Below are 25101 nucleotides of genomic sequence, written 5' to 3'. Positions count from 1 at the left end.
GTCGCGCTGTGGATACGGCCACGGAACGGGATCCCGGCGGGACTGTGCTCGGGGGTCCGGTGCTGAGTACCGTTCCGTGCGACACGGCGGAGCGGTCGTGCGGGGCGGAACGCCGTTCTCGTGGCCGGGAGGGCGCGGCGACGGACCGGGATCGGGGATCGGGGCGGAATGGACGTGTACGACGAGGGCTCGGACGCCCGGCACGGCCCTGCGGGGCCCTCTGCCGGGCCGAGCGGGCCGGAACCGGGCGCCGCCCTGCCCGGGCCCGCCGCCCTGCCCGGGCCCGCCGTCCCGGCCGGGCCCGCCGTCCCGGCCGGCTCCCCCGGACCAGGAGCCCCACCGCCCGGTACCGGCCGCCCGGAAGACCTCCCGCACTCCCCCGCCGATCCCGGCGCCGGCCCCCACGCCGCCCCCGGCCCGTCCGCCGGCCCCCGTACCGGGGTGGCCGCGCTCTCCCTGCGCTATCAGATCGGCGCCGCGGTGGCGCTCGTGGTCGTCGCGGTCGCGGTCTGTGCGCACCTCGGCATGACGTTCCTGCACGTCGCGCCGGCGAACACGGTCAGCAAGAAGCACGGCGAGACGGTCGAGAACTGGATCTACCCGGAGTTCGAGCAGAACTGGAAGCTGTTCGCGCCGAACCCGTTGCAGCAGGACATCGCCGTCCAGGTGCGTGCCGAGATCCGTACCGCGGACGGGGGGACGCGGACCACCGGCTGGTACGACCTGTCCGCACAGGACGGCCGCGCCATCGACGGCAACCTCCTGCCCAGCCACACCCAGCAGAACGAGCTGCGCCGCGCCTGGGACCTGTTCGTCGCCACGCACGACGACGACAACCGGCCGGTGGGCCTGCGCGGGGCGCTGTCCGAGACGTATCTGCGCCGGATCACGGTGCTGCGCCTCGACCGCGCGGACGCGGCCGGTCCGGGCGGTGCCGTCGAGCGCGTCCAGATCCGCTCACGGACCGCCCCTGTGCCGCCGCCCGAGTGGAGCGGGGAGAAGGTCTCCACCACACCCGTGTACCGCACGCTGTCCTGGTGGTCGCTGCCCGAGGACGAGGCCCGGGGAGGCGCGGGGTGAACCGCTGCTCGCCGGCCCTGTCCCGCGCGATCGCCCGTGTCACCGACTCCGCGCTCGGCCCCTACCAGACCGCCGTGATCCGCATCGGCTTCAGCCTGACCTGGCTGCTGTTCCTGCTGCGCGAGTTCCCCCACCGCCAGGAGCTGTACGGCCCCGACGGACCCTGGAGCTGGGACCTCGCCGATCAGCTGGTCGCGACGAACGACGCCTTCACGCCGCTGCTGTGGTCGGACAGCCAGGTCTGGTTCGAGGCCGTCTACGCGCTCGCCGTGCTGTGGAGTCTCCTGCTGCTGCTCGGCTGGCGCACCCGCACCATGTCGGTGCTGTTCATGGTGGGTGTGCTGGCGCTGCAGAACCGCAGCGTGTTCATGGGGGACGGCGGCGACAACGTCCTGCACCTGATGTCGATCTACCTGGTGTTCACGCGCTGCGGCCGGGTCTGGTCCCTGGACGCGCGCCGTGCGCGCCGCGCGGCCGGGGCACGCGCGCGTGGCGAGTGGCCGCGCGACCGGACGGGCCCGGTGCTGTGGGGCGTGCTGGGCCTGCTGCTGCTCCCGGCGACACTGGCGGGCCGGATGGACGGCGACTGGTTCATACCGGCGCTGCTGTGGACCGTATGGCTCGCGCAGGCGCTGTGGTGGCTGGTGGGGCGCCGCGCGGAGACCGGGCAGCCGCGGATCCTGCTGGACGTCGTCGCGAACCTCGTGCACAACGGCGCGCTGCTGGTGATCATGGCCGAGGCGTGTCTGATCTACGCCACGGCCGGCTGGTACAAGGTCCAGGGCTCCCGCTGGCAGGACGGCACCGCCGTCTACTACCCGCTGCACCTGGAGTACTTCTCCCCCTGGCCGGCCCTCGCGGACCTGCTGTCGGCCAGCGGCACGATGGTGATGCTGGTGACCTACGGGACGGTCGCCGTGCAGGTCGCCTTCCCGTTCACGCTGTTCAACCGGCGGGTCAAGAACGTTCTGCTGGCCTTCATGATCATGGAGCACGCGGTCATCGCCGTCGTGCTCGGACTGCCCTTCTTCTCCCTGGCGATGATCGCGGCGGACGCGGTCTTCCTGCCGACGGCCTTCCTGCGCCGCCTCGGAAACCTCGCGGCACGCGCGCGTGGGCGGCTGCGCCCGCGCGGGGCATCGGTTCCACGGCCGCGGCCCCCGGCCGGCCGGCCGGCCGGAAAGGATCCGGCGGGGGCCGCCCCGGTACCCGGCGGAGTGCCGGGCCCGCGCACGTAGGCTGCACGCCATGACCGACCCCGCTCCCGAGACCCCGGCCGGCCCCGTCTCCGCCTGGCACCGCCTGGCCGGCACCGCCGTGCTGCTCGACGGCTTCCACGCCCTCAAGCACGCCGTGCGCTTCGGGGCCGAGGTCCCGGTGGCGCTCACCGCGGACCGGGCCGGTGCGCTCGCCCTAGCCGACGAGCTGGCCGGGGACGTGCGGGAGGCGCTGGCGGAGCTGCTGACCGAGGTGCCCCACGAGACGTACGCCGCTCTCGTGCCGCGCCCGCATCCCACCGCCGTGGCCGCCCTGGCCGTACGACCCTCCCGCGCGGGCAACCTCGAGAAGCTGGCGCACACCCCGCGCACCGCCCCCGTGGTGGTCCTGGACAACCCGCGCAACCTCGGCAACACGGGCGCGGTGATCCGGCTGACCGCCGGTTTCGGGGCGACCGGGGTCGTCACCACCGGCACGCTCGACCCCTGGCACCCCACCGTCGTACGCGGCGGGGCGGGGCTGCACTTCGCCACCGCCGTGGAACGGCTGCCCGTGGAGGAGCTGCCGCCCGGACCGGTCTTCGCGCTCGACCCGGAGGGCGAGGACATCCGCTCGCTGAAGCTCCCGGACGACGCGCTGCTCGCCTTCGGCTCCGAGCGCAGCGGACTGTCGGCGGAGCTCCGCGCGCGGGCCGACCACCTGGTGGCGCTGCCGATGCGCCCCCAGGTCTCCAGCTACAACCTCGCGACCAGTGTGGCCATGACGCTGTACCACTGGAGCGCCACCGGGGGCGCGCCCTCCTGAAACGGCCTCCTACGCCTCCCGGCGCACCTCGACCACCCGGAACCGGTTGGCCACGAACGCGCCGTCGCACAGGGCCGCGTTGGCCGCCGGGTTGCCGCCGGAGCCGTGGAAGTCGGAGAAGGCGGCCGTCTGGTTGACGTACACCCCGCCGGTGAGGTTCAGGGAGAGCTGGGCGGCCTCCTCCAGACAGACCTCCCGGACCGTCTCCTCGACCTCCGGGGAGGTCGTGTACGCGCCGACCGTCATCGCGCCCTTCTCGCGGACCGTGCGCCGCAGCAGCTCCGCCGCGTCGTCGGCCGAGTCGACCGCGACGGCGAAGGAGACCGGGCCGAAGCACTCGCTCATGTAGGCGGCCTCGGCGTCCGGCTTGGCGCCGTCGAGCTTCACGATCACCGGCGTGCGCACCACCGCGCCCGGGAACTCCGGGTGGGCGATCTCACGGGAGGCGAGGGCGACCTCGCCGAGCCCGGCGGCGGCCTCCAGGCGGGCCTTCACGTCCGGGTTGACGATCGCGCCCAGCAGCGCGTTCGCGCGGGTGTCGTCGCCGAGCAGGCCGTCGACCGCCTTCGCCAGGTCGGCGGTGACCTCGTCGAAGGACTTGGGGCCCTGGTCGGTGGTGACGCCGTCGCGCGGGATCAGCAGGTTCTGCGGGGTGGTGCACATCTGGCCGCTGTACAGCGACAGGGAGAACGCCAGGTTGGCCAGCATCCCCTTGTAGTCGCCGGTCGACTCCACGATCACCGTGTTGACGCCGGCCTTCTCGGTGTACACCTGCGCCTGGCGGGCGTTGTCCTCCAGCCAGTCGCCGAACTCGGTGGAGCCGGTGTAGTCGATGATCCGGATCTCCGGGCGGGTGGCCAGCGTCTTGGCGATGCCCTCGCCGGGCCGCTCGGCGGCCAGCGCCACCAGGTTCGGGTCGAAGCCGGCCTCGGTGAGCACCTGGCGGGCCACCTGGACGGTGAGCGCGAGCGGCAGCACCGCGCGGGGGTGCGGCTTGACCAGGACCGCGTTGCCGGTGGCGAGGGAGGCGAACAGGCCCGGGTAGCCGTTCCACGTAGGGAAGGTGTTGCAGCCGATGACCAGGCCGATGCCGCGCGGGACCGGCGTGAACCGCTTGGTGAGCGCGAGCGGGTCGCGCTTGCCCTGCGGCTTGGTCCACTCCGCGGTGCCGGGCGTGCGGACCTGCTCCGCGTACGCGTAGGCCACCGCCTCCATGCCGCGGTCCTGCGCGTGGGGGCCGCCCGCCTGGAACGCCATCATGAACGCCTGGCCGGAGGTGTGCATGACCGCCTGGGCGAACTCCATCGTCCGGTCGCTGATCCGCTTGAGGATCTCCAGACAGACCACCGCGCGGATCTCCGGGCCCGCGTCCCGCCAGGCCCGCATCCCCGCCCTCATGGCGGGCAGCAGCTCGTCGAGGTCCGCGTGCGGGTAGCTCACGCCCAGCTCGATGCCGTACGGGGAGGTCTCGCCGTCCACCCAGCCGTCCGTGCCGGGCTGGCCGAGGTCGAGGCGGGTGCCGAGCAGGGCGTCGAAGGCGGCCTTGCCCGCCGCCATGTCCAGGCTGCCGTGCTCCCCGTACGCCTTGGGGTGCTCGGGGTGCGGGGACCAGTACGCGCGCGTGCGGATCGCTTCCAGTGCCTGGTCCAGGGTGGGACGGTGCCGGGCGATCAGCTCGTGCGCCGCGGGTTCGGCGGCCATGCGGGACCAACTCCTCGTCTCAGGAACTCTTCGTCGAGCTCATGGACCTGTGCGGAAACGTAGTCAGAACGGGCGGTCAGGGTTAGAGTAACCGAACGATCGGTCGGGACAAGGGGGTCCGCCGCATCTGTGGAAAACCCCGTGCGGGAGGATCGCGCACATGACAGCACTCGACCTCAGCAGTCCCGTGGCCGTGGTCGGCACCGGCACCATGGGCCAGGGAATCGCCCAGGTCGCGCTGGTCGCGGGCCATCCCGTGCGGCTGTACGACGCCGTCCCCGGCCGGGCCCGTCAGGCGGCCGACGTGATCGGCGCCCGGCTCGACCGGCTGGTGGAGAAGGAGCGCCTCACCGCCGCCGAGCGGGACGCGGCCCGTGCCCGTCTGCGGCCCGTCGGCGAGCTCACCGGGCTCGCCGACTGCACCCTGGTCGTCGAGGCCGTCCTGGAGCGCCTGGACGCCAAACAGGAGCTGCTGCGCGCGCTGGAGGACGTCGTCTCCGACGACTGTCTGCTCGCCACCAACACCTCCTCCCTCTCCGTCACCGCGATCGGCGGCGCCCTGCGCGCGCCCGGCCGCTTCGTGGGCCTGCACTTCTTCAACCCCGCGCCGCTGCTGCCGCTCGTCGAGGTCGTCTCCGGCTTCGCCACCGACATCGCGTACGCCACGCGCGCGTACGAGACGGCCCGCGCCTGGGGCAAGACGCCCGTCGCCTGCGCCGACACCCCCGGCTTCATCGTCAACCGCGTCGCCCGGCCCTTCTACGCCGAGGCCTTCGCGGTGTACGAGTCCCAGGGCGCCGATCCGGCCACCATCGACGCGGTCCTGCGCGAGTCCGGCGGTTTCCGCATGGGCGCCTTCGAACTGACCGACCTCATCGGGCAGGACGTCAACGAGTCCGTCACCCACTCGGTGTGGCAGTCCTTCTTCCAGGACGTGCGCTTCACCCCCTCGCTCGCCCAGCGCCGCCTGGTCGAGTCCGGCCGCCTCGGCCGCAAGACCGGGCACGGCTGGTACGACCACAGCGGCGGCGCCGAGCGCCCCGAGCCGCACACCGCGGAGCCCGCCGAACCGCCCGCTTACGTGGTCGCCGAGGGTGACCTGGGACCCGCCTCCGAGCTGCTCGCCCTGATCCGCGAGGCCGGGATCCAGGTGCGCGAGGAGGCGGAGAACGAGGGCACCCGCCTGGTGCTGCCCGGCGGCGGCCAGCTGGTCCTCGCCGACGGCCAGGCCTCCGTCGAGTTCCTCGACGTCGTCTACTTCGACCTCGCCCTCGACTACCGAGCGGCCACGCGCATCGCCCTGTCCCACGCCCAGGACACCTCCGCGCGGACCGTCGCCGAGGCCACCGGACTGTTCCAGGCGCTCGGCAAGAAGGTCAGCGTCATCGGGGACGTCCCCGGAATGATCGTCGCGCGGACGGTGGCCCGGATCATCGACCTCGCGGTCGACGCAGCCGCCAAGGGCGTCGCCACCGAGGAGGACATCGACACCGCGATGCGGCTGGGTGTGAACTACCCCCTGGGGCCCTTCGAATGGAGCCGCCGCCTCGGCCGCGGTTGGGCCGGCGCCCTGCTGGAAGAAATGCACGAGATCGACCCGTCCGGCCGTTACGCGCCCTCCCTCGCGCTCCACCGGTACGCGTGCGCCACCCGCGAGAGGGAGGACACCCCGTGACCACCGCCAGGCGCGACACGTACACCCCGGAGACGCTGCTGTCCGTCGCCGTCCGGGTGTTCAACGAGCGCGGCTACGACGGCACCTCCATGGAGCACCTCTCCAAGGCCGCCGGCATCTCCAAGTCGTCGATCTACCACCACGTGGCCGGCAAGGAGGAACTGCTGCGCCGCGCGGTGAGCCGGGCCCTGGACGGGCTCTTCGGCATCCTCGACGAGGAGCACGCGCGCGTGGGGCGCGCCGCCGGGCGGCTGGAGTACGTCGTACGGCGCATGGTCGAGGTGCTGATCGCCGAGCTGCCGTACGTGACGCTGCTGCTGCGGGTGCGCGGCAACACGGGCACCGAGCGGTGGGCGCTGGAGCGGCGGCGTGAGTTCGACCACCGGGTGGCGGCGCTGCTGAAGGCCGCGGCGGCCGACGGGGACGTGCGCGAGGACATAGAGGTGCGCCTGGTGACCCGGCTGGTCTTCGGCATGATCAACTCGATCGTGGAGTGGTACCGGCCGGACGGGCGCGGCATGAACGAGCTGGATGTGGCCGACGCGGTGGTGCAGCTGGCCTTCGGAGGGCTGCGCAAGGCGCCCTGAGGGCCCTCACCTCACCCCTGCGGCTCCAGGTCCTCCTCCTCGAACACCAGCAGGGTGCGCGTGCTCAGCACCTCGGGGATCGCCTGGAGCCGGGTGAGCACCAGCTCGCGCAGCGCCCGGTTGTCGGGCGTGTGCACCAGCAGCAGTACGTCGAAGTCACCTCCCACCAGCGCGATGTGAGAGGCGCCCGGGAGCTGCCGGAGCTGCTCGCGGACCGTGCGCCAGGTGTTCTGGACGATCTTCAGGGTGATGTACGCGGACGTTCCGTGACCGGCCCGCTCGTGGTTGACGCGGGCCCCGAAACCGCGGATGACACCGTCCTCGACCAGCCGGTTGATGCGTGCGTACGCGTTCGCGCGGGAGACGTGCACCCGATCGGCGACCGAGCGTATCGACGCGCGGCCGTCCGCCTGGAGCATCCGCAGGATGTCCTGGTCGATGGCGTCCAGGGGCCGCGCGGGAGCGAGCGGCCCGGTCCCCTCCTGGCCCTCGGCCATTTGTTCAGATGCCACCCGCCCCCACCTCTCCGCCGTGGACGTCCTGCATCCATCTCAGGTTGTGGAGAACCGTTTGTCCACAGCCTGGTGCCACCCGTAGCCAAAATGTGCCGGCGACCGAACAATCGGTTGGTGAGGCGCGTCACAGACGCCGCGCCTCCGTCTTCCCACGAGGAGGTGCCGTCATGACGGTCATGGAGCAGCGGGGGGCCTACCGGCCGACCCCGCCGCCCGCCTGGCAGCCCCGTACCGACCCCGCGCCGCTGCTGCCCGACGCGGAGCCGTACCGCGTGCTCGGCACCGAGGCGGCCGCCGAGGCCGACCCGGAGCTGCTGCGCCGGCTGTACACGGAGCTGGTGAAGGGCCGCCGCTACAACGCGCAGGCCACCGCCCTCACCAAGCAGGGCCGTCTCGCGGTCTACCCCTCCAGCACCGGCCAGGAGGCCTGCGAGGTCGCCGCCGCGCTCGTCCTGGCGGAGCAGGACTGGCTCTTCCCGAGCTACCGCGACACCCTCGCCGTCGTCGCGCGCGGGGTGGACCCCGTCGAGGCCCTCACCCTGCTGCGCGGCGACTGGCACACCGGCTACGACCCCCACGAGCACCGCGTGGCCCCGCTGAGCACCCCGCTCGCCACCCAGCTGCCGCACGCCGTCGGTCTCGCGCACGCCGCCCGCCTCAAGGGCGACGACGTGGTCGCGCTCGCCATGGTCGGCGACGGCGGCACCAGCGAGGGCGACTTCCACGAGGCGCTGAACTTCGCCGCCGTCTGGCAGGCACCGGTGGTCTTCCTCGTCCAGAACAACGGCTTCGCGATCTCCGTACCGCTCGCCAAGCAGACCGCGGCCCCGTCGCTGGCCCACAAGGCCGTCGGCTACGGCATGCCCGGCCGCCTGGTCGACGGCAACGACGCCGCCGCCGTGCACGAGGTCCTGGCCGACGCCGTACGCCGCGCCCGCGCGGGCGGTGGTCCGACCCTGGTCGAGGCGATCACGTACCGCGTGGAGGCCCACACCAACGCCGACGACGCGACCCGCTACCGCGGTGACGCCGAGGTCGAGACCTGGAAGCGGCACGACCCGATCGCCCTGCTGGAGCACGAGCTGACCGGGCGCGGACTGCTCGACGAGACCGGTGTCGAGACCGCCCGCCGGGACGCCGAGACCATGGCCGCCGATCTGAGGGCCCGCATGAACCAGGACCCGGAGCTCGACCCCCTGGACCTCTTCACCCACGTCTACGCCGAACCCACCCCCCAGCTCCTGGAGCAGCGCGAGCAGCTGCGGGCCGAGCTGGCGGCCGAGGCCGAGCCGGAAGGGACACAGCGATGACCACCGTCGCCGTCAAGCCGGCCACCATGGCGCAGGCCCTCACGCGCGCGATGCGCGACGCCATGGCCGCCGACCCGTCCGTGCACGTCATGGGCGAGGACGTCGGCACCCTCGGCGGGGTCTTCCGCGTCACCGACGGACTCGCCGAGGAGTTCGGCGCGGACCGCTGCACGGACACGCCGCTGGCCGAGGCGGGCATCCTCGGCACGGCCGTCGGCATGGCGATGTACGGACTGCGCCCGGTCGTGGAGATGCAGTTCGACGCGTTCGCCTACCCGGCCTTCGAGCAGCTGATCTCGCACGTCGCGAAGACGCGCAACCGCACGCGCGGGAAGATGCCCCTGCCGCTCACCATCCGCGTCCCCTACGGCGGCGGCATCGGCGGCGTCGAGCACCACAGCGACTCCTCCGAGGCGTACTACATGGCGACCCCGGGGCTCCACGTCGTCACGCCCGCCACCGTCGCCGACGCCTACGGGCTGCTGCGTGCCGCCATCGCCTCAGACGACCCGGTCGTCTTCCTGGAGCCCAAGCGGCTGTACTGGTCGAAGGACTCCTGGAACCCACAGGCGCCGACGGCCGTTGAACCGATAGGCCGTGCGGTGGTGCGGCGCTCAGGGCGGAGCGCCACGCTCATCACGTACGGGCCGTCCGTACCCGTCTGCATGGAGGCGGCCGAGGCGGCCCGGGCCGAGGGCTGGGACCTCGAAGTCGTCGATCTGCGCTCCCTGGTGCCGTTCGACGACGAGACGGTGTGCGCCTCGGTACGGCGGACGGGGCGTGCGGTCGTCGTCCACGAGTCGGGTGGCTTCGGCGGCCCGGGCGGGGAGATCGCGGCCCGGGTCACGGAGCGCTGCTTCCACCACCTGGAGGCGCCGGTGCTGCGTGTGGCCGGGTTCGACCTGCCGTACCCGCCGCCGATGCTGGAGCGCCACCACCTGCCCGGAGTGGACCGGATCCTGGACGCCGTGGGGCGTCTGCAATGGGAGGCCGAGAGCTGATGGCACAGGTGCTGGAGTTCAAGCTGCCCGACCTCGGTGAGGGGCTCACCGAGGCGGAGATCGTGCGCTGGCTGGTCGAGGTCGGTGACGTCGTCGCCGTGGACCAGCCGGTCGTCGAGGTCGAGACGGCCAAGGCGATGGTGGACGTGCCCTGCCCCTACGGCGGTGTCGTCACGGCCCGCTTCGGCGCGGAGGGCACGGAACTGCCCGTCGGCGCTCCGCTGCTGACGGTGGCGGTGGGCGAACCGGCCGACGGCCGCCCGGCCGGGGACGCGGGCCCCGGAGAACCCGCGGAATCCGAGGGTGCGCGCGGCGGGACCCCCGCCACCGAGGGCTCCGGCAATGTCCTGGTCGGCTACGGCACCGCGGAGGCACCGGCCCGGCGCCGCCGCGTTCGTCCGGCGGAGACGACACCCGCGGCCCCCGCCGTACCCACGGCACCCTCCGCCCCTTCCACTCCCGTGGCGAACGGACAGCTCAGGACCGAGCAGCCCACCGCCGCGCAGGCCCGTCCCCGGGGCGCGGTGGACGGCCCCGTCCCCGTGATCTCGCCCCTGGTGCGCAGGCTGGCCCGGCAGAACGGCCTGGACCTGCGGGAGCTGACCGGCTCCGGACCCGAGGGGCTGATCCTCCGCGCGGACGTGGAGTACGCCCTGCGTGCCGCCGCAGCCCGGGGCCGTACGGGCGCGACGGCCGGCGAGCCGCGTGCGCGGGCCGGCCGGACGGACGTGCCGGTACCGGCCGCGGACTCCCCGGGCGTCACCCGGGTCCCCCTCAAGGGCATCCGCGGGACCGTCGCCGACAAGCTCTCCCGCAGCCGTACCGAGATCCCCGACGCGACCTGCTGGGTGGACGCCGACGCGACCGAGCTGATGCGCACGCGGGCCACGATGAACGCGGCGGGCGGGCCGAAGATATCCGTCATCGCCCTGCTGGCCCGCATCTGCACCGCCGCGCTCGCCCGCTTCCCCGAGCTCAACTCCTCGGTGGACGCCGAGGCCAGGGAGATCGTCCAGTACGCGGACGTGCACCTCGGCTTCGCCGCGCAGACCGACCGGGGGCTGGTCGTCCCCGTCGTCCGGGACGCGCACACGCGGGACGCGGAGTCGCTCACGGCGGAGTTCGCCCGGCTGACCGAGGCGGCCCGGACCGGGACGCTGACGCCCGCGGAACTCACCGGTGGCACCTTCACGTTGAACAACTACGGCGTGTTCGGCGTCGACGGCTCCACACCGATCGTCAACCACCCCGAGGCCGCCATGCTCGGCGTCGGCCGCATCGTCCCCAAGCCATGGGTGCACGAGGGCGAGCTGGCGGTGCGGCAGGTCGTGCAGCTCTCGCTCACCTTCGACCACCGGGTCTGCGACGGCGGCACCGCGGGAGGCTTCCTGCGGTATGTGGCGGACTGCGTCGAACAGCCGGCGGTGCTGCTGCGGACGCTGTGAGTCCGTTTCGAGCCGCCGGCCTCTCCGACCGTGTCCCGGTGCCCCCGCGTTCCCGGTGATCGCGGGGGGCACGCATACTCGGAGGGTGACCGAGTATCAGCCACCCGGCGATTCCTCCGGTGATCCTCCCGGCGGTCCCCTCGGGGACCCCGACTCCGCGTACGACGCCGTCGTGCTCGCCGGTGGCGCCGCCCGGCGGCTCGGGGGCGCGGACAAGCCCGGGGTACGGGTGGGCGGCCGGGCGCTGCTCGACCGGGTGCTCGCGGCCTGCGGCGGCGCCCGGACCACGGTGGTCGTCGCCGGCGCCCGCCCCACCGCACGGCCCGTGATCTGGGCCCGCGAGGAACCCCCGGGCGGCGGCCCCCTGGCCGCGCTCGCCGCCGGACTCCGGCACACCACGGCCGACCAGGTCGTCCTGCTCTCCGCCGACCTGCCCTTCCTCGACCGCCGCACGGTGCGGGGACTGCTGGCACCCCTCCGGCACGGCACCGCCGACGGCGTGCTGCTGACCGACTCCGACGGCCGGGACCAGCCGCTCGTCGCCGCGTACCGGACCGGGCCCCTGCGCCGCGAGCTGGCCGTGCTCACCGGCCGGCACGGCGAGCTGACCGGGCTGCCCCTGCGCCGGCTGACCGGCGCGCTCGACCTCACCCGTATCTCCGACCCGGTGGCGTCCTTCGACTGCGACACCTGGGACGACATCGCCACTGCCAGGGCACGCATCAGGGAGCATGGACACGTGTTGGATGAATGGATCTCCGCAGTCAAGGACGAGCTGGGCATCGACCTGGACGTCGACACCGGCGTACTGCTCGACCTCGCCCGCGACGCCGCCCACGGGGTGGCCCGGCCCGCCGCGCCGCTGACCACCTTCCTCGTCGGCTACGCGGCCGCACGGGCGGGCGGTGACCGGGAGGCCGTCGCCGAGGCGGCCCGCAAGGCCGCGGCGCTCGCCCTGCGCTGGGCCGACGAGGAAACCCCCGACGCCACCCCCAAGGCTCCCGACGCCACCCCAGAAGCCCCCGACACCCGCCCGGACGCCTGATGACCGCGCGCGCCGCCCGGGCCGACGAGAACGCCGACGACCTCGACGTCGAGGAGGCGCTCGCCCTCGTGAAGAAGCACCCCGGCGGCACCACGGACACCCCCCGCCACATGCACCCGCACCACGACGCCACCGCCTGGCCCGACGCCCGCGCCATCGCCGAAGACGCCCCGCGCCACGGCACCGGCGGACGCACCGGCGGCCGTACCGGCTACCTGACCCCGGTCGCCGTCCCCCTCGCCTCGGCCCTGGGCCTCACCCTCGCCGCCCCCCTCACCGCCCTCACCGACCTGCCCTCCTTCGACACCTCCGCGATGGACGGCTGGGCGGTCTCCGGCCCCGGCCCCTGGTCCGTACGGGACAAGGGCGTCCTCGCCGGGCACGCCGCGCACACCCCGCTCACCGACGGCGAGGCCGTCCGTATCGCCACCGGCGCCCGTATCCCCCCGGACACCACCGCCGTACTCCGCAGCGAACACGGCCGCACCGACGACAAGGGCCGGCTGCACGTCACCGCCGCCACCCGGCCGCCGCACACCGTCACCCACGGCCAGGACATCCGCCCCCGCGGCCAGGAGTGCCGCAGCGGCGACCAGTTGCTGCCCGCGGGCACCCCGGTGACCCCGCCCGTCCTGGGCATGGCCGCCGCCGCCGGATACGACACGCTCACCGCCGTCCCCCGCCCCCGCGTCGACGTGTTCGTCCTCGGCGACGAACTGCTCGGCGAGGGCCTGCCGCACGACGGGCTGATCCGGGACGCGCTCGGCCCGCTGCTGCCGCCCTGGCTGCGCGCACTCGGCGCGGAGGTCACCGCCGTACGCCGGGTCGGCGACACCGAACAGGCGCTGTACGAGGCGATCACGGCGTCCGGCGCCGACGTCGTCGTCACCACCGGCGGCACCGCCGCCGGCCCGGTCGACCATGTGCACCCCGCGCTGCGCCGCATCGGCGCCGAACTCCTCGTGGACGGCGTCAAGGTGCGCCCCGGCCACCCCATGCTCCTGGCCCGGACCAAGGACGACCAGCACCTCGTCGGCCTGCCCGGCAACCCCCTCGCCGCCGTCTCCGGCCTGCTCACGCTCGCCGAGCCCCTGCTGCGCACCCTCGCGGCCCGTCCCGCCCCCGAGCCGTACACGCTGCCGCTGCGGGACGGGGTGCAGGGTCACCCGCACGACACCCGGCTGGTCCCGGTCGCCCTGCGCGCTGACCGGGCGCTGCCGCTGCTCTACAACGGCCCGGCCATGCTGCGCGGTATCGCGGCGGCCGACGCGCTCGCCGTCGTACCCCCCGGCGGCGCACGGCCCGGCCAGGAGACGGAGCTGCTCGACCTGCCCTGGACGTCCGGGGGAACCGGGGTGTGTTTCACGTGAAACTTCCGGGCCAGGACGCCATCGCTCGCCAGGCGGACGAACACCTGGTGACCCATCGGGTGAAACTCCCGAGGAAACTGGTGGAGCATCCGGTCCGCCAGGTCGCCAAACGTCTGTCGATGGCCCTGGTGGTGCTGGTGGTGACGGCGATCGTCGTGTACGCCGACCACGACGGCTACAACGACAACTCCGACGGGACCCTCGATCTCCTCGACGCGTTCTACTACGCGACCGTCACCCTCTCCACCACCGGGTACGGCGACATCACGCCGGTCAGCGACAGCGCCCGGCTCACCAACATCTTCGTCATCACGCCGCTGCGTGTGCTGTTCCTGATCATCCTGGTCGGCACCACCCTCGAGGCCCTCACCGAACGCACGCGGGAGGAGTGGCGACTGAACCGCTGGAGGTCCGCGTTGCGCGATCACACCGTCGTCGTCGGGTTCGGCACCAAGGGCAGGTCCGCGATCAAGACCGTCTGCGCGACCGGGCTCCGGAAGGAGCAGGTCGTGGTCGTCGACCCCAGCGCGAAGGCGATCGAAGCGGCCACGGCGGACGGCTACGCGGGTGTCATAGGGGACGCCACGCGCAGCGAGGTGCTGAAGCGGGCCGAGGTGCAGCGGGCACGGCAGATCATCATCGCGACACAGCGCGACGACACGGCCGTCCTCGTGACGCTGACGGCCCGGCAGATCAACCGGGGCGCGAAGATCGTGGCCGCGGTGCGCGAGGAGGAGAACGCCCCGCTGCTGAAGCAGTCGGGCGCCGACGCGGTCATCACCAGCGCCAGCGCGGCCGGGCGGCTGCTCGGGCTGTCCGTGCTCAGCCCCTCGGCCGGCATGGTCATGGAGGACCTGATCCAGCAGGGCTCCGGGCTCGACATCGTGGAGCGGCCGGTCATAAAGGTCGAGGTGGGCAAGACGCCCCGCGAGATCGGCGACCTGGTGGTGAGTGTCGTACGCGGGCACCGGGTGCTCGGCTACGACGACCGGGACGTCGGGACGCTGGAGCTGACGGACCGGCTGATCACGATCGTGCGGGCGACGCCGGGCACACAGATCGCGCCCGACGTCCGCCCGTTCCGCGGCTGAGGCCGTCTGCTTCCGGGCGCCGCCTACTTCCGGTTGTACAGCCGCATCGTGACCGGCCCGAAGACCACCACGAACAGTCCGGCCCAGCCCAGCGTCCAGGCGACCTCGTCGGCCGGCCAGTCGCCCGCCATCAGTCCGCGCACCGCGGACGCCAGGTGGGTGACGGGGCTGTTGTTGACGAACGCCTGGAGCCAGCCGGGCATGGTGCGCGGGTCGACGAAGACGTTGGACAGGAAGGTGAGCGGGAAGATCACCATCATGCTGACGCCCATCACCGACTTCTCGGTGCGCAGCATCAGCCCGAACATGGTCCAGATCCAGGAGAAGGCGAAGGAGAACAGCACCAGCAGCGCGATCCCGGCGAGCACTCCGGGGACCCCGCCGTCGGCGCGGTAGCCGAGGACCATGCCGACGGTCAGCATCACGACGGACGCGATGGTGTAGCGCAGGGCGTCGCCGAGCAGATAGCCGACCATCGTCGACGGCCGCCAGATCGGCAGGCTGCGGAACCGGTCGAAGACGCCCTTCTCGATGTCCGTGTTGACCGATACCCCGGTGTACATGGTGATCATCACGACCGACATCACCAGGATCCCCGGCAGCAGGAACTGGATGTACTCCTTCGGCGACCCGGCCAGCGCCCCGCCGAACAGGTACGTGTACATCAGCACCATCATGATCGGGAACGCCGTCACGTCGAAGAGCTGCTCCGGCACGTGCTTGATCTTCAGGATCGCCCGCCAGCCGAAGGTCAGCGAGGCCGACCAGGCGCTGGGCCGTGGCGGGCGCTCCTCGGCGACCAGCAGTTCGGTGAGGGAGTCGGTGCGCACCGGGGCGAGTTCGGCGCTCTCGGTGGTCGTCGTGGTGCTCATGCCGCCACCTCGTCCTTCGGGTCGTGGGAGCCGTCCTGGCCGGATGCGTCGGATGCGCCGGATGCGCCGGACACGCGCGTGTCGTGGCCGGTGAGGGCCAGGAACACCTCGTCCAGGCTGGGCTGGCCGAGCGAGAAGTTGTCGACGGTGACACCGGCGCGGGCCAGTTCGCTCAGCGCGCGGGCGGCCTGCTCGGCGGCCGTGTCGTGGCTCGCGGCCGCGGCGAGACGGGCGGTCAGCGCCACCGGGTCGGGCTCGGGCTGCACCCGCGCGTCGAGGGCGCGGCGCAGCAGGTCGGCGGCGAGCGGCCGCTGCTCGGCGTCCCGCAGCCGCAGATGTACGGACCCGGCGCCGACGGACGCCTTCAGCTCGCCCTTGGTGCCCTCGGCGATCACCTTGCCGCGGTCGATGACGGCGATCCGGGACGCCAGCTGGTCGGCCTCGTCCAGGTACTGCGTGGTCAGCAGCACCGTCGTGCCCTGGGCGACGACCGCGCGCACGATGTCCCACACCTGGTTGCGGCTGCGCGGGTCCAGGCCGGTCGTCGGCTCGTCGAGGAACAGCAGGTCGGGGGTGTTGAGGATGGACGCGGCGATGTCGATACGGCGCCGCATGCCACCGGAGTAGTGCTTGACCTGCTTCCCGGCCGCGTCCGTGAGCCCGAAGGCCTCCAGGAGCTGGGCGGCGCGGGTGCGGGCGGCGGGCTTGCGGTGGCCGAGGAGCCGGCCCAGCAGGACCAGGTTCTCGGTGCCGGTGAGGTCCTCGTCCACGGACGCGTACTGGCCGGTGAGGCTCACCCGGCCGCGCACCTCGTCGGCCTCGCGCACGATGTCGTGACCGAAGACATGGGCTTCGCCGCCGTCGGGACGCAGGAGGGTGGCGAGCATCTTCACGGTGGTGGTCTTGCCGGCGCCGTTCGGTCCGAGGACCCCGTACACCGTGCCGGCCGGTACGGCGAGATCGACGCCGTCGACGGCCCGTGTCCCACCGAAGGTCTTGACCAGGCCCGCGGTCTCGATCGCCAGGCCGGACGTCTGCGTGCTCATGCTCCGGGTCCTTCCGCATGCTTGGGCTACGCATGGACAGACCTTCACCGTCGCGCAAACTCATCGCTCCCGCACACGGATTTCCCCGAGCGGCCGGTCCGGCCCGCGTGCCCGGCCCAGGAGTACCGTCCCCCTCATGTATGCGATCACGATTCCCGAACCCGGTGGGCCCGAGGCGCTGGTGTGGGACGAGGTCCCCGACCCCGTGGCCGGTCCCGGAGAGGTCCTGGTCGAGGTGGTGGCCGGTGCCGTCAACCGGGCCGACATCCTCCAGCGGCAGGGCTTCTACAACCCTCCGCCCGGTGCCTCCCCCTACCCCGGTCTCGAATGCTCCGGACGGATCGCCGCGCTCGGTGACGGGGTGAGCGGGTGGGCCGTCGGCGACGAGGTCTGCGCGCTGCTCGCCGGCGGCGGCTACGCGGAGAAGGTCGCCGTCCCGGCCGGGCAGCTGCTGCCCGTACCCGAGGGGCTCACCGTCGACCAGGCCGCGGTGCTCCCGGAGGTCGTCTGCACGGTCTGGTCGAACGTCTTCATGGTCGCCCACCTCCGCCCCGGTGAGACCCTCCTCGTGCACGGCGGCTCCAGCGGCATCGGCACGATGGCGATCCAGCTCGCGAAGGCCGTCGGAGCGAGGGTCGCCGTCACCGCCGGCACCACGGAGAAACTGGAGCGCTGTGCCGAACTCGGCGCCGACATCCTGATCAACTACCGCGAGCAGGACTTCGTCGCCGAGCTGAAGCGGGCCACCGACGGCGCGGGCGCGGACGTGATCCTGGACAACATGGGCGCCAAGTACCTGGACCGCAACGTCCAGGCCCTCGCCGTCAACGGCCGGCTCGCCATCATCGGCATGCAGGGCGGGGTGAAGGGGGAGCTGAACATCGGCGCCCTCCTCGGCAAGCGCGCCGCCATCAGCGCGACCTCGCTGCGCGCCCGGCCGCTGGAGGAGAAGGCGGCGATCGTGGCGGCCGTACGCGAACACGTCTGGCCGCTCGTCACCGGCGGCCGGGTCCGCCCCGTCATCGACCGCGAGATCCCGATGCCGGACGCGGCCACCGCCCACCGGGTCGTGGAGGACAGCGGCCACATCGGCAAGGTCCTGCTGGTCACACCGGGCTGAGCCGGCCCGGCTGCCGGGGCGGGGCCGCCCCCACCGTTGGCGTGGCACGTCGGTCGTGCCCACCGTTGGCGTGGCACGTCGGTCGTGCCCACCGTTGGCGTGGCACGTCGGTCGTGCCCACCGTTGGCGTGGCACGTCGGTCGTGCCCACCGGGGGCGGGTTCCCGTCCGGGTACGGCACCGCCCTGCGCGTGTCCCACCCGGTGCGGTGGAGGGAGACGGCGCGGGACCCTGGGCCGGCCCCGCGTTCCGCGTCCCGGCAGGAGGCCCACCCGGCGGTGGCGCTTCCGCTCGGTGATACCGCGCCCCGGGTGCCGGGAGGGGCCGTGCGCGGGTGGCCGCCGCGGCCCGTCAGGGGATTCCGGGCGGAGCTCAGGACGTGCCGCGTCCCTGACGCATGCGCAGTGCGACGAAGGCGAGGCCGAGACCGAGTCCGATGAGCATCAGGCCGCTGCCGAGCGGCAGGATGCGCAGTACGGGCTCGGTGGAGGAGGCGACCGTGTTCGGCTCCGCCGACCGCGAGGTCGCGGAGGGCACGGGGACCGCCGCCCGGGACGCCGGTGTCCGCGGGACGGTGTCGCCCGCGCCCGGTGCCCGGGACACGGCCCCGTCGTCCCCCGGCCGCGGTGGCGGCTCGCCCACCTCCCCGGCACGCCCCGGCTTCCGCGGTACGGCGCCCGCGCCCCCGTCGTCCGGACCGTCCCGGTCGCCGTGCTCCCGGTCGCCGTGTCCTCGTTCCCGTGACTCCCTCTCGGTCATCTCGTGCCGCCCCGGCCGGTCCCGGCCCTCACCCGGCCGGCTCCCGGCCCGCGACGGCTCCACTGAGGGCGACGACGCGGGCGAGGGGGACGAGGACGACGAGGACGGGGACGGGGACGGGGAAGAGAGGACGGCGCCGACCCCGTACGCCACCCCCGTGCCGAGGGGCGCCGCGACAGGGCCGTACGGCACCACCGCCGCCCCCGTGACCAGAACAACCGTCGCCCCCACTACACGCAGCCATGGAGCCACGACCGTGACCTCCCGCGCCGGCCGGTGCTCGGTCACACCGTCGGCAAGATGGGCCGGATGGACGCCCAACAGCCTGGCATTCCCGGATGATCCCGGCATTCCGGATACGGCCGTCGGGTGGACCTCCGCCGGAGAACCCCGCTTCCGGGGGCACTGCCGAAGCGGTGCACGGCCGTGCGCGACAATGGCGGCATGGAGATGCCGAGGAACGAACGGTCGCCGGAGAATCCGCAGATCCTGGTCGTCGGCCAGGACGGCATGGCGCTCAGCGGCGGCACCGGAGACGAGGACTCCCGCGAGACCCCGGTGACGGAGCAGGTGGAGCAGCCGGCGAAGGTCATGCGGATCGGCAGCATGATCAAGCAGCTGCTGGAGGAGGTGCGCGCGGCCCCCCTGGACGAGGCCAGCCGGGTCCGCCTCAAGGAGATCCACGCCAGTTCGGTGAAGGAACTGGAGGACGGTCTGGCCCCGGAGCTGGTCGAGGAGCTGGAGCGGCTCTCCCTGCCCTTCACGGACGAGACCACCCCGAGCGACGCCGAACTGCGGATCGCCCAGGCCCAGCTGGTGGGCTGGCTGGAGGGCCTGTTCCACGGGATCCAGACCACGCTCTTCGCCCAGCAGATGGCCGCGCGCGCCCAGCTGGAGCAGATGCGCCGCGCCCTCCCGCCCGGTGTCGGCGACGGCTTGGAGGAACCGCACCCGGGCGGCCGCTCGGGCGGCCCGTACCTGTAGACCGCGCGACGTCCCTGGCCGAACGCCACGAAGGGGCCCGGCATCCGGTGCCGGGCCCCTTCGTCACGCCTTGTACGTCCCGGGGTCAGGACGGGGGGTTGCCCGTCGAGACCTTGAGGGTGATCTCGGGCATGTTCTCGGGGTCGACGTCCGTGCCCGCCGGCGGGAACTGCTCCCTGACGGAGCCCTCGCCGTAGGTGTTCTCGTCGACCTCGACGATCTTGAAGTCTCCCCAGCCGGCGGCCTGGAAGCACTCCTTCACCGACTGGATGTACTTGAACTTGAAGTCCGGGAGCTGGACCTTGTCGGGGTCGTTGGTGGACTCGTACGGCTCCTCGCACTTCTCCTTGTCGATCGTCTTCTTCGTGTCGGGTCCGCGGTAGCCCTCCGCCTTGGTCGCCGACGCCGAGGCCGAAGCACTGCCGCCCCCGCCGGCCTGCGGGTCCTCGTCACCGCCGTTCATCGTCAGCGCCGCGATCAGGCCGCCGACGGCGACGAGGGAGACGACGACAGCCCCGATGACCACCGGCTTGCTCCGGCCACCGCCCGAGCCGCCCGAGCCGGATGTCTGGGGTGTGATGTTGTACTGCGGCTGCGGCTGCGGCTGCGGCTGCGGCTGTGGCTGCGGCGCGTACGGCGACGGGGCGGGCGTCTGGTAGCCGCCCTGCTGGGGATAGCCGTACGCGGGGGACGGCGCGGACGGCGCCGGGGTGCCGTACGGGTACGGCGCCGGCTGGTACGGCGTCTGCACGTTGCCCGCGGGTGCCTGCGGCGCCTGGCCGACCGGCGGGAACACCGCGGAACCGACGCCCGCGCCGCTCTGCGCCTGCGCGCCCGGCACGATGCTCGGCGGGGCCGGGTGGAAGGACTGCGCCACCCGCAGGCACTCCCCGCGCATGGACTCCGCGCTGGGGAAACGCTCGTTCGGATTCTTCTTCAGCGCGCGGGCGATCAGCGCGTCCACGGCCGGCGGCAGCGAACGGTTGATCGAGGACGCGACCGGCGGCTCCTCCTGCACATGCGCGTACGCGATGGCCAGCGGCGAGTCCGCGTCGAACGGCAGCCGCCCGGTGACCAGCTGGAACAGCATGATGCCGACCGAGTACAGGTCGGAGCGGGCGTCCACGCCCCGGCCGAGCGCCTGCTCCGGGGAGAGGTACTGGGGGGTGCCGACGACCATGCCGGTCTGCGTCATCGACGTCACGCCGGACTGCATGGCGCGGGCGATGCCGAAGTCCATGACCTTGACCACGCCGCGCTTGGTCATCATCACGTTGCCCGGCTTGATGTCGCGGTGGACCAGCCCCATCTCGTGGCTGATCTCCAGGGCCGCCAGCACGTCCGCGGTGATCTTCAGCGCCTTGTCGGCGGGCATCGCGCCCTGCCGCCGTACGTCCTCGTCGAGCACGGAGCCGAGCGGGCGGCCCTCGACGTACTCCATGACGATGTACGGCGTCGTCATGCCGTCCACGTCGTCCTCGCCCGTGTCGAAGACCGAGACGATGTTGGTGTGCGTGAGCTTCGCCACGGACTGGGCCTCGCGGCGGAAGCGCTCACGGAAGGCCTGCTCCCGGCCGAGTTCCGTGTGCAACGTCTTGATCGCGACCTGGCGGTCGAGCACGCTGTCGTAGGCGAGGTGGACCGAGGCCATGCCGCCCTGGCCGAGCAGGTCCCGCAGTTGGTAGCGTCCGCCGGCGAGCGCCCGCCCCGCGCTGTGGCCCTGTGCGCCGTCCTGGCTCATGTTCCGCGTCCCCCGTAGCCTCTCCGGCGCCGCCGTCCCGGTGGCCGATCCGTCGTAGATCCCATGCGCTATTCCCGGCCAAGTCTGCCCCAGGCCACTGACACGTCAAGCGCGGTGCCCGTTCCGTGACCGTACGCGAAGGAAGCGTCGCGGAAGCGTTACAGCGGTCGTACTACCGGTACACGGAATTTGCACGACAGTACGGAGTACGGGTTTCATGGCCGGTCCGTCTCGTGCCGGTCCTGGAGGCCCGTACCGGGCCGGGGGCACACGCCGAGGCTGTAGCGTGGCCGACGAAGACCGTAACAACACCGCGCGCACCGCGGGCAGAAACGACGGCGAGGACTGATGGCACAGCAGCAGCGCGCTCAGGGCCCGTCCGACCCCGAGGCGACTGGCGGCGGCATCTCGGACGCGCCGGACAACTGGGGCAACGGCGGGCTCGTCGGCGACGGCCGGTACCGGCTGACCCACCGGCTCGGCCGGGGCGGCATGGCCGAGGTGTTCGCCGCCGAGGACGTACGTCTCGGCCGCACGGTCGCCGTCAAGCTGCTGCGCGCCGACCTCGCCGAGGACCCCGTCTCCAAGGCGCGCTTCACACGCGAGGCGCAGTCGGTGGCCGGTCTCAACCACCACTCCATCGTCGCCGTGTACGACTCCGGCGAGGACGTCGTCGGCGGCGGCCAGTCGGTGCCGTACATCGTGATGGAGATCGTCGAGGGCCGCACCATCCGCGACCTGCTGATGAACGCCGAGGCCCCGGGCCCCGAGCAGGCGCTGATCATCGTCTCCGGTGTCCTGGAGGCGCTCGCCTACTCGCACCAGCACGGCATCGTGCACCGCGACATCAAGCCGGCCAACGTCATCATCACCCACAACGGTGCCGTGAAGGTGATGGACTTCGGCATCGCCCGCGCGCTGCACGGCGCGTCCACGACGATGACCCAGACCGGCATGGTCATGGGCACCCCCCAGTACCTCTCCCCGGAGCAGGCGCTCGGCAAGGCCGTCGACTACCGGTCCGACCTGTACGCCACCGGCTGCCTGCTGTACGAACTGCTGGCGCTGCGGCCCCCCTTCACGGGCGAGACGCCGCTGTCGGTGGTCTACCAGCACGTCCAGGACATCCCCACGCCCCCGTCGGAGGTCTCGGACGCCTGCCCGCCGGAGCTGGACGGCATGGTCATGCGCGCCCTCGCCAAGGAGCCCGACGACCGTTTCCAGACGGCCGAGGAGATGCGCGGGCTGATCCAGTACGCGCTGCAGATGCTCTACGAGCAGGGCGGCCACACCGGCACCTGGAACACCGGCCCGGTGGAGATGCACGAGGGCCCGCGCACCCCGGCGGCCGGCTTCGCGGGCACGACCGCGATGCCGCACCCGGACGTCGCCGGTACGGCGGCGATCCCGCAGCCGATCCTGCCCGCCGGGTACGGCGGTGGGTACGGCGGTGACGACGGCGGCTTCGAGGGCCACGGCAACAAGGGCAGCGGTCGCGGCAAGCTGTGGGTCCTCGCGGTGCTCGCGGTGATCGCCGTCGCGGCGGGAGTGGCGCTGGCGCTGCAGAACGGCGGTGGCGGCGGGGGCGGGGGCAAGACCGACACGTCACCGTCCGTGACGCAGAGCACCGGGGACGAGAAGGCCAGCGAGAGCCCGAGCGACGAGGCGACCGAGGAGACGACCGACCCCGGCACCGAGACCGAGACCGACCCGGGCACGGGATCGGGCGGGAACTGGGACCAGCCGTACACGCCGTCCCAGGATCCGACGTACACGGAGACGCAGGACCCGACGAGCGAGGCGCCGAGCACCCCGCCGACGTCCGTGCAGCCGACCCAGTCGGGTGGCACCGGGGACGGCGGCACCGGGGACGGCGGTACCGGGGACGGCGGCACCGGGGACGGCGGCACGGACGCGGGCACCGAGAACGGCGGCACGGACGCGGGCAGCGAGAACGCCGGCACGGGCAGCATCGAGGGTGTGACCGGCGGCTGACCCCGGCCGCACCCTCACTCACCCCGTGCGGCTGACCCCGGCCGCACTCCCGCTCACCCCGTGCGGCTGACCCCGGCCGCACCCTCGCTCACCCCGTGCGGCTGACCCCGGCCGCACTCCCGCTCACCCCGTGCGGCTGACCCCGGCCGCACCCCCGCTCACCCCGCGCGGCGTACCACTTCCGGTCACGAAACTCGACCCTTCCCGTGCCCGGGGTGGCCGGGATAACGTGCCGTTGCTCCGGCCTCCTGCGAGGCTGTGACCAGCGCGCCTTCGACGCCTTCTCCGATTTACTTGGAAATCCAAGCAAAATCGCAGGTCAGAAGGGTTTCACAGAGATGTGGAGCACTGGGTAACGTGCCTCTTGCAGGGCGCTCGCCGGGGCACCTGTCACGCCTGTTCCCGGCCGAGTGGCACCCACCCCGTGCCCGGTGGTCGAGAACAGGTGAGCCGCACTGGCCTACCGGCAACCCCGGGGGCCGGACCGACGGAGGAGCACACGTGACCGTGGAGAGCACTGCCGCGCGCACACCGCGACGCAGCGCCGGAACGAAGGCCGGCACCACCGGCACCAAGCGCACCACCAGCACCACCAAGAAGGCCACCAGCGCCAAGAAGGCCACCAGCGCCAAGAAGGCCACCGGCGCCGGGAAGAGCGCCGAGCCCGCCCTCGTCCAGTTGCTGACACCCGAGGGCAAGCGCGTCAAGAACGCCGAGTTCGACAAGTACGTCGCCGGCATCACCGCCGACGACCTGCGCGGCCTCTACCGCGACATGGTGCTCACCCGACGCTTCGACGCCGAGGCCACCTCCCTGCAGCGCCAGGGCGAGCTGGGCCTGTGGGCCTCGCTGCTCGGGCAGGAGGCGGCGCAGATCGGCTCCGGCCGGGCGCTGCGCGACGACGACTACGTCTTCCCCACCTACCGCGAGCACGGCGTCGCCTGGTGCCGCGGGGTGGACCCGACCAACCTGCTCGGCATGTTCCGCGGCGTGAACAACGGCGGCTGGGACCCGAACGGCAACAACTTCCACCTGTACACGATCGTCATCGGCTCGCAGGCCCTGCACGCCACGGGCTACGCGATGGGCGTCACCAAGGACGGCGCGGACAGCGCGGTCATCGCCTACTTCGGCGACGGCGCGTCCAGCCAGGGCGACGTGGCCGAGGCCTTCACCTTCTCCGCGGTCTACAACGCCCCGGTGGTGTTCTTCTGCCAGAACAACCAGTGGGCGATCTCCGAGCCGACCGAGAAGCAGTCCCGCGTGCCGCTGTACCAGCGCGCCCAGGGCTTCGGCTTCCCGGGCGTCCGCGTGGACGGCAACGACGTGCTGGCGAACCTGGCCGTCACCAAGTGGGCCCTGGAGCGGGCCCGCGCGGGTGAGGGGCCGACGCTGGTCGAGGCGTTCACGTACCGCATGGGCGCGCACACCACCTCCGACGACCCGACCCGCTACCGGGGCGACGAGGAGCGTCTGGCCTGGGAGGCCAAGGACCCGATCCTGCGTCTTCGCCGCTATCTGGAGTCCGCAAACCACGCGGACGAGGGATTCTTCGCGGAACTGGAGACCGAGAGCGAGGCGTTGGGCAAACGAGTGCGCGAAGCGGTCCGTGCCATGCCGGACCCGGACCACTTCGCCATCTTCGAGAACGTGTACGCGGACGGACACGCGCTCGTGGACGAGGAGCGTGCGCAGTTCGCGGCGTACCAGGCGTCGTTCGCGGACGCGGACGGGGGTAAGTGA

General features: G+C 72.8%; 21 protein-coding genes. 15 read left to right on the top strand and 6 right to left on the bottom strand.

From position 1 onward, the window contains the following. Positions 1 to 168 precede the first annotated feature (168 nt). Genes ACIA6T_RS10860 through ACIA6T_RS10850 form a run of 3 tightly spaced genes read left to right on the top strand, consistent with a single transcriptional unit; the run spans position 169 to position 3102 of the window. Complete coding sequence (locus ACIA6T_RS10860) at positions 169 to 1080, top strand: DUF5819 family protein (protein WP_399446225.1); 912 nt, start codon at positions 169 to 171, stop codon at positions 1078 to 1080. Next, positions 1077 to 2318 (top strand): HTTM domain-containing protein, encoded by a 1242-nt coding sequence (locus ACIA6T_RS10855; protein ID WP_399446224.1) that lies wholly within the window; start codon positions 1077 to 1079, stop codon positions 2316 to 2318. The genes ACIA6T_RS10860 and ACIA6T_RS10855 overlap by 4 nt, the downstream gene beginning before the upstream one ends. Positions 2319 to 2328: 10 nt before the next feature. Further along, complete coding sequence (locus tag ACIA6T_RS10850; protein WP_399446223.1) at positions 2329 to 3102, top strand: TrmH family RNA methyltransferase; 774 nt, start codon at positions 2329 to 2331, stop codon at positions 3100 to 3102. Positions 3103 to 3111: 9 nt separating this feature from the next. Here the strand turns inward: ACIA6T_RS10850 and paaN are convergent, their stop codons facing one another. Continuing rightward, entirely contained in the window at positions 3112 to 4803 is a 1692-nt protein-coding gene (gene paaN / locus ACIA6T_RS10845; protein WP_399446222.1) for a phenylacetic acid degradation protein PaaN, read from the bottom strand. Positions 4804 to 4963: 160 nt separating this feature from the next. On the opposite strand from paaN, the gene ACIA6T_RS10840 reads away from it, so the two are divergent. Together ACIA6T_RS10840 and ACIA6T_RS10835 are read left to right on the top strand one after the other, a co-directional pair. Continuing rightward, positions 4964 to 6478 (top strand): 3-hydroxyacyl-CoA dehydrogenase, encoded by a 1515-nt coding sequence (locus ACIA6T_RS10840; protein WP_399446221.1) that lies wholly within the window; start codon positions 4964 to 4966, stop codon positions 6476 to 6478. Further along, entirely contained in the window at positions 6475 to 7065 is a 591-nt protein-coding gene (locus tag ACIA6T_RS10835) for a TetR/AcrR family transcriptional regulator (RefSeq protein WP_399446220.1), read from the top strand. The genes ACIA6T_RS10840 and ACIA6T_RS10835 overlap by 4 nt, the downstream gene beginning before the upstream one ends. 11 nt (positions 7066 to 7076) lie before the next feature. Here ACIA6T_RS10835 and ACIA6T_RS10830 read toward each other — a convergent pair whose 3' ends face one another. After that, positions 7077 to 7562: an Lrp/AsnC family transcriptional regulator gene (locus tag ACIA6T_RS10830; protein ID WP_399446413.1), complete on the bottom strand. Its 486-nt coding sequence runs from the start codon at positions 7560 to 7562 to the stop codon at positions 7077 to 7079. Positions 7563 to 7747: 185 nt separating this feature from the next. Between ACIA6T_RS10830 and pdhA (ACIA6T_RS10825) the strand changes: the two genes are divergently transcribed. The 6 genes from pdhA (ACIA6T_RS10825) (at position 7748) to ACIA6T_RS10800 (ending at position 14842) form a co-directional block, all read left to right on the top strand. Beyond that, positions 7748 to 8890, top strand: coding sequence for a pyruvate dehydrogenase (acetyl-transferring) E1 component subunit alpha (gene pdhA, locus ACIA6T_RS10825; protein WP_399446219.1), 1143 nt, complete (start codon positions 7748 to 7750; stop codon positions 8888 to 8890). Continuing rightward, entirely contained in the window at positions 8887 to 9891 is a 1005-nt protein-coding gene (locus ACIA6T_RS10820) for an alpha-ketoacid dehydrogenase subunit beta (protein ID WP_399446218.1), read from the top strand. Before pdhA (ACIA6T_RS10825) ends, ACIA6T_RS10820 begins: the two co-directional genes overlap by 4 nt. Continuing rightward, positions 9891 to 11336 (top strand): dihydrolipoamide acetyltransferase family protein, encoded by a 1446-nt coding sequence (locus tag ACIA6T_RS10815; protein ID WP_399446217.1) that lies wholly within the window; start codon positions 9891 to 9893, stop codon positions 11334 to 11336. Before ACIA6T_RS10820 ends, ACIA6T_RS10815 begins: the two co-directional genes overlap by 1 nt. An 85-nt stretch (positions 11337 to 11421) precedes the next feature. Further along, positions 11422 to 12381: an NTP transferase domain-containing protein gene (locus tag ACIA6T_RS10810; RefSeq protein WP_399446216.1), complete on the top strand. Its 960-nt coding sequence runs from the start codon at positions 11422 to 11424 to the stop codon at positions 12379 to 12381. Beyond that, complete coding sequence (locus ACIA6T_RS10805) at positions 12381 to 13751, top strand: molybdopterin molybdotransferase MoeA (RefSeq protein WP_399446215.1); 1371 nt, start codon at positions 12381 to 12383, stop codon at positions 13749 to 13751. Before ACIA6T_RS10810 ends, ACIA6T_RS10805 begins: the two co-directional genes overlap by 1 nt. Continuing rightward, complete coding sequence (locus ACIA6T_RS10800; protein ID WP_399446214.1) at positions 13748 to 14842, top strand: potassium channel family protein; 1095 nt, start codon at positions 13748 to 13750, stop codon at positions 14840 to 14842. Before ACIA6T_RS10805 ends, ACIA6T_RS10800 begins: the two co-directional genes overlap by 4 nt. Before the next feature lie 23 nt (positions 14843 to 14865). Here ACIA6T_RS10800 and ACIA6T_RS10795 read toward each other — a convergent pair whose 3' ends face one another. Then, positions 14866 to 15714, bottom strand: coding sequence for an ABC transporter permease (locus ACIA6T_RS10795; RefSeq protein WP_399446213.1), 849 nt, complete (start codon positions 15712 to 15714; stop codon positions 14866 to 14868). Further along, positions 15711 to 16760: an ATP-binding cassette domain-containing protein gene (locus tag ACIA6T_RS10790; RefSeq protein WP_399446212.1), complete on the bottom strand. Its 1050-nt coding sequence runs from the start codon at positions 16758 to 16760 to the stop codon at positions 15711 to 15713. Before ACIA6T_RS10790 ends, ACIA6T_RS10795 begins: the two co-directional genes overlap by 4 nt. 136 nt (positions 16761 to 16896) lie before the next feature. Here ACIA6T_RS10790 and ACIA6T_RS10785 point away from each other — a divergent pair, with 136 nt between their 5' ends. Further along, positions 16897 to 17880 (top strand): NAD(P)H-quinone oxidoreductase, encoded by a 984-nt coding sequence (locus ACIA6T_RS10785; RefSeq protein ID WP_399446211.1) that lies wholly within the window; start codon positions 16897 to 16899, stop codon positions 17878 to 17880. 371 nt (positions 17881 to 18251) lie between these two features. On the opposite strand, the gene ACIA6T_RS10780 is transcribed toward ACIA6T_RS10785, so the two are convergent. After that, the gene (locus tag ACIA6T_RS10780) at positions 18252 to 18638 is read right to left on the bottom strand and encodes a hypothetical protein (RefSeq protein WP_399446210.1); all 387 of its coding nucleotides are present in this window, start codon (positions 18636 to 18638) and stop codon (positions 18252 to 18254) included. A gap of 444 nt (positions 18639 to 19082) precedes the next feature. Here ACIA6T_RS10780 and ACIA6T_RS10775 point away from each other — a divergent pair, with 444 nt between their 5' ends. Then, positions 19083 to 19622 carry a bacterial proteasome activator family protein gene (locus ACIA6T_RS10775; protein WP_399446209.1) on the top strand — a complete coding sequence of 180 codons (540 nt, stop codon included), beginning with the start codon at positions 19083 to 19085 and terminating at the stop codon, positions 19620 to 19622. 85 nt (positions 19623 to 19707) lie between these two features. Here ACIA6T_RS10775 and ACIA6T_RS10770 read toward each other — a convergent pair whose 3' ends face one another. Beyond that, the gene (locus tag ACIA6T_RS10770; protein WP_399446208.1) at positions 19708 to 21363 is read right to left on the bottom strand and encodes a protein kinase; all 1656 of its coding nucleotides are present in this window, start codon (positions 21361 to 21363) and stop codon (positions 19708 to 19710) included. Between the two features lie 348 nt (positions 21364 to 21711). Here ACIA6T_RS10770 and ACIA6T_RS10765 point away from each other — a divergent pair, with 348 nt between their 5' ends. After that, a complete protein-coding gene (locus tag ACIA6T_RS10765) occupies positions 21712 to 23358 on the top strand; it encodes a protein kinase (RefSeq protein WP_399446207.1) in 1647 nt (548 codons plus the stop codon). 501 nt (positions 23359 to 23859) lie between these two features. Then, complete coding sequence (gene pdhA, locus ACIA6T_RS10760; protein WP_399446206.1) at positions 23860 to 25101, top strand: pyruvate dehydrogenase (acetyl-transferring) E1 component subunit alpha; 1242 nt, start codon at positions 23860 to 23862, stop codon at positions 25099 to 25101.

The organism is Streptomyces sp. NPDC051740, assembly GCF_044453165.1.
In the GTDB taxonomy this organism is placed as follows: domain Bacteria; phylum Actinomycetota; class Actinomycetes; order Streptomycetales; family Streptomycetaceae; genus Streptomyces; species Streptomyces atrovirens.
This window is presented reverse-complemented; position numbering and strand designations above follow the sequence as displayed.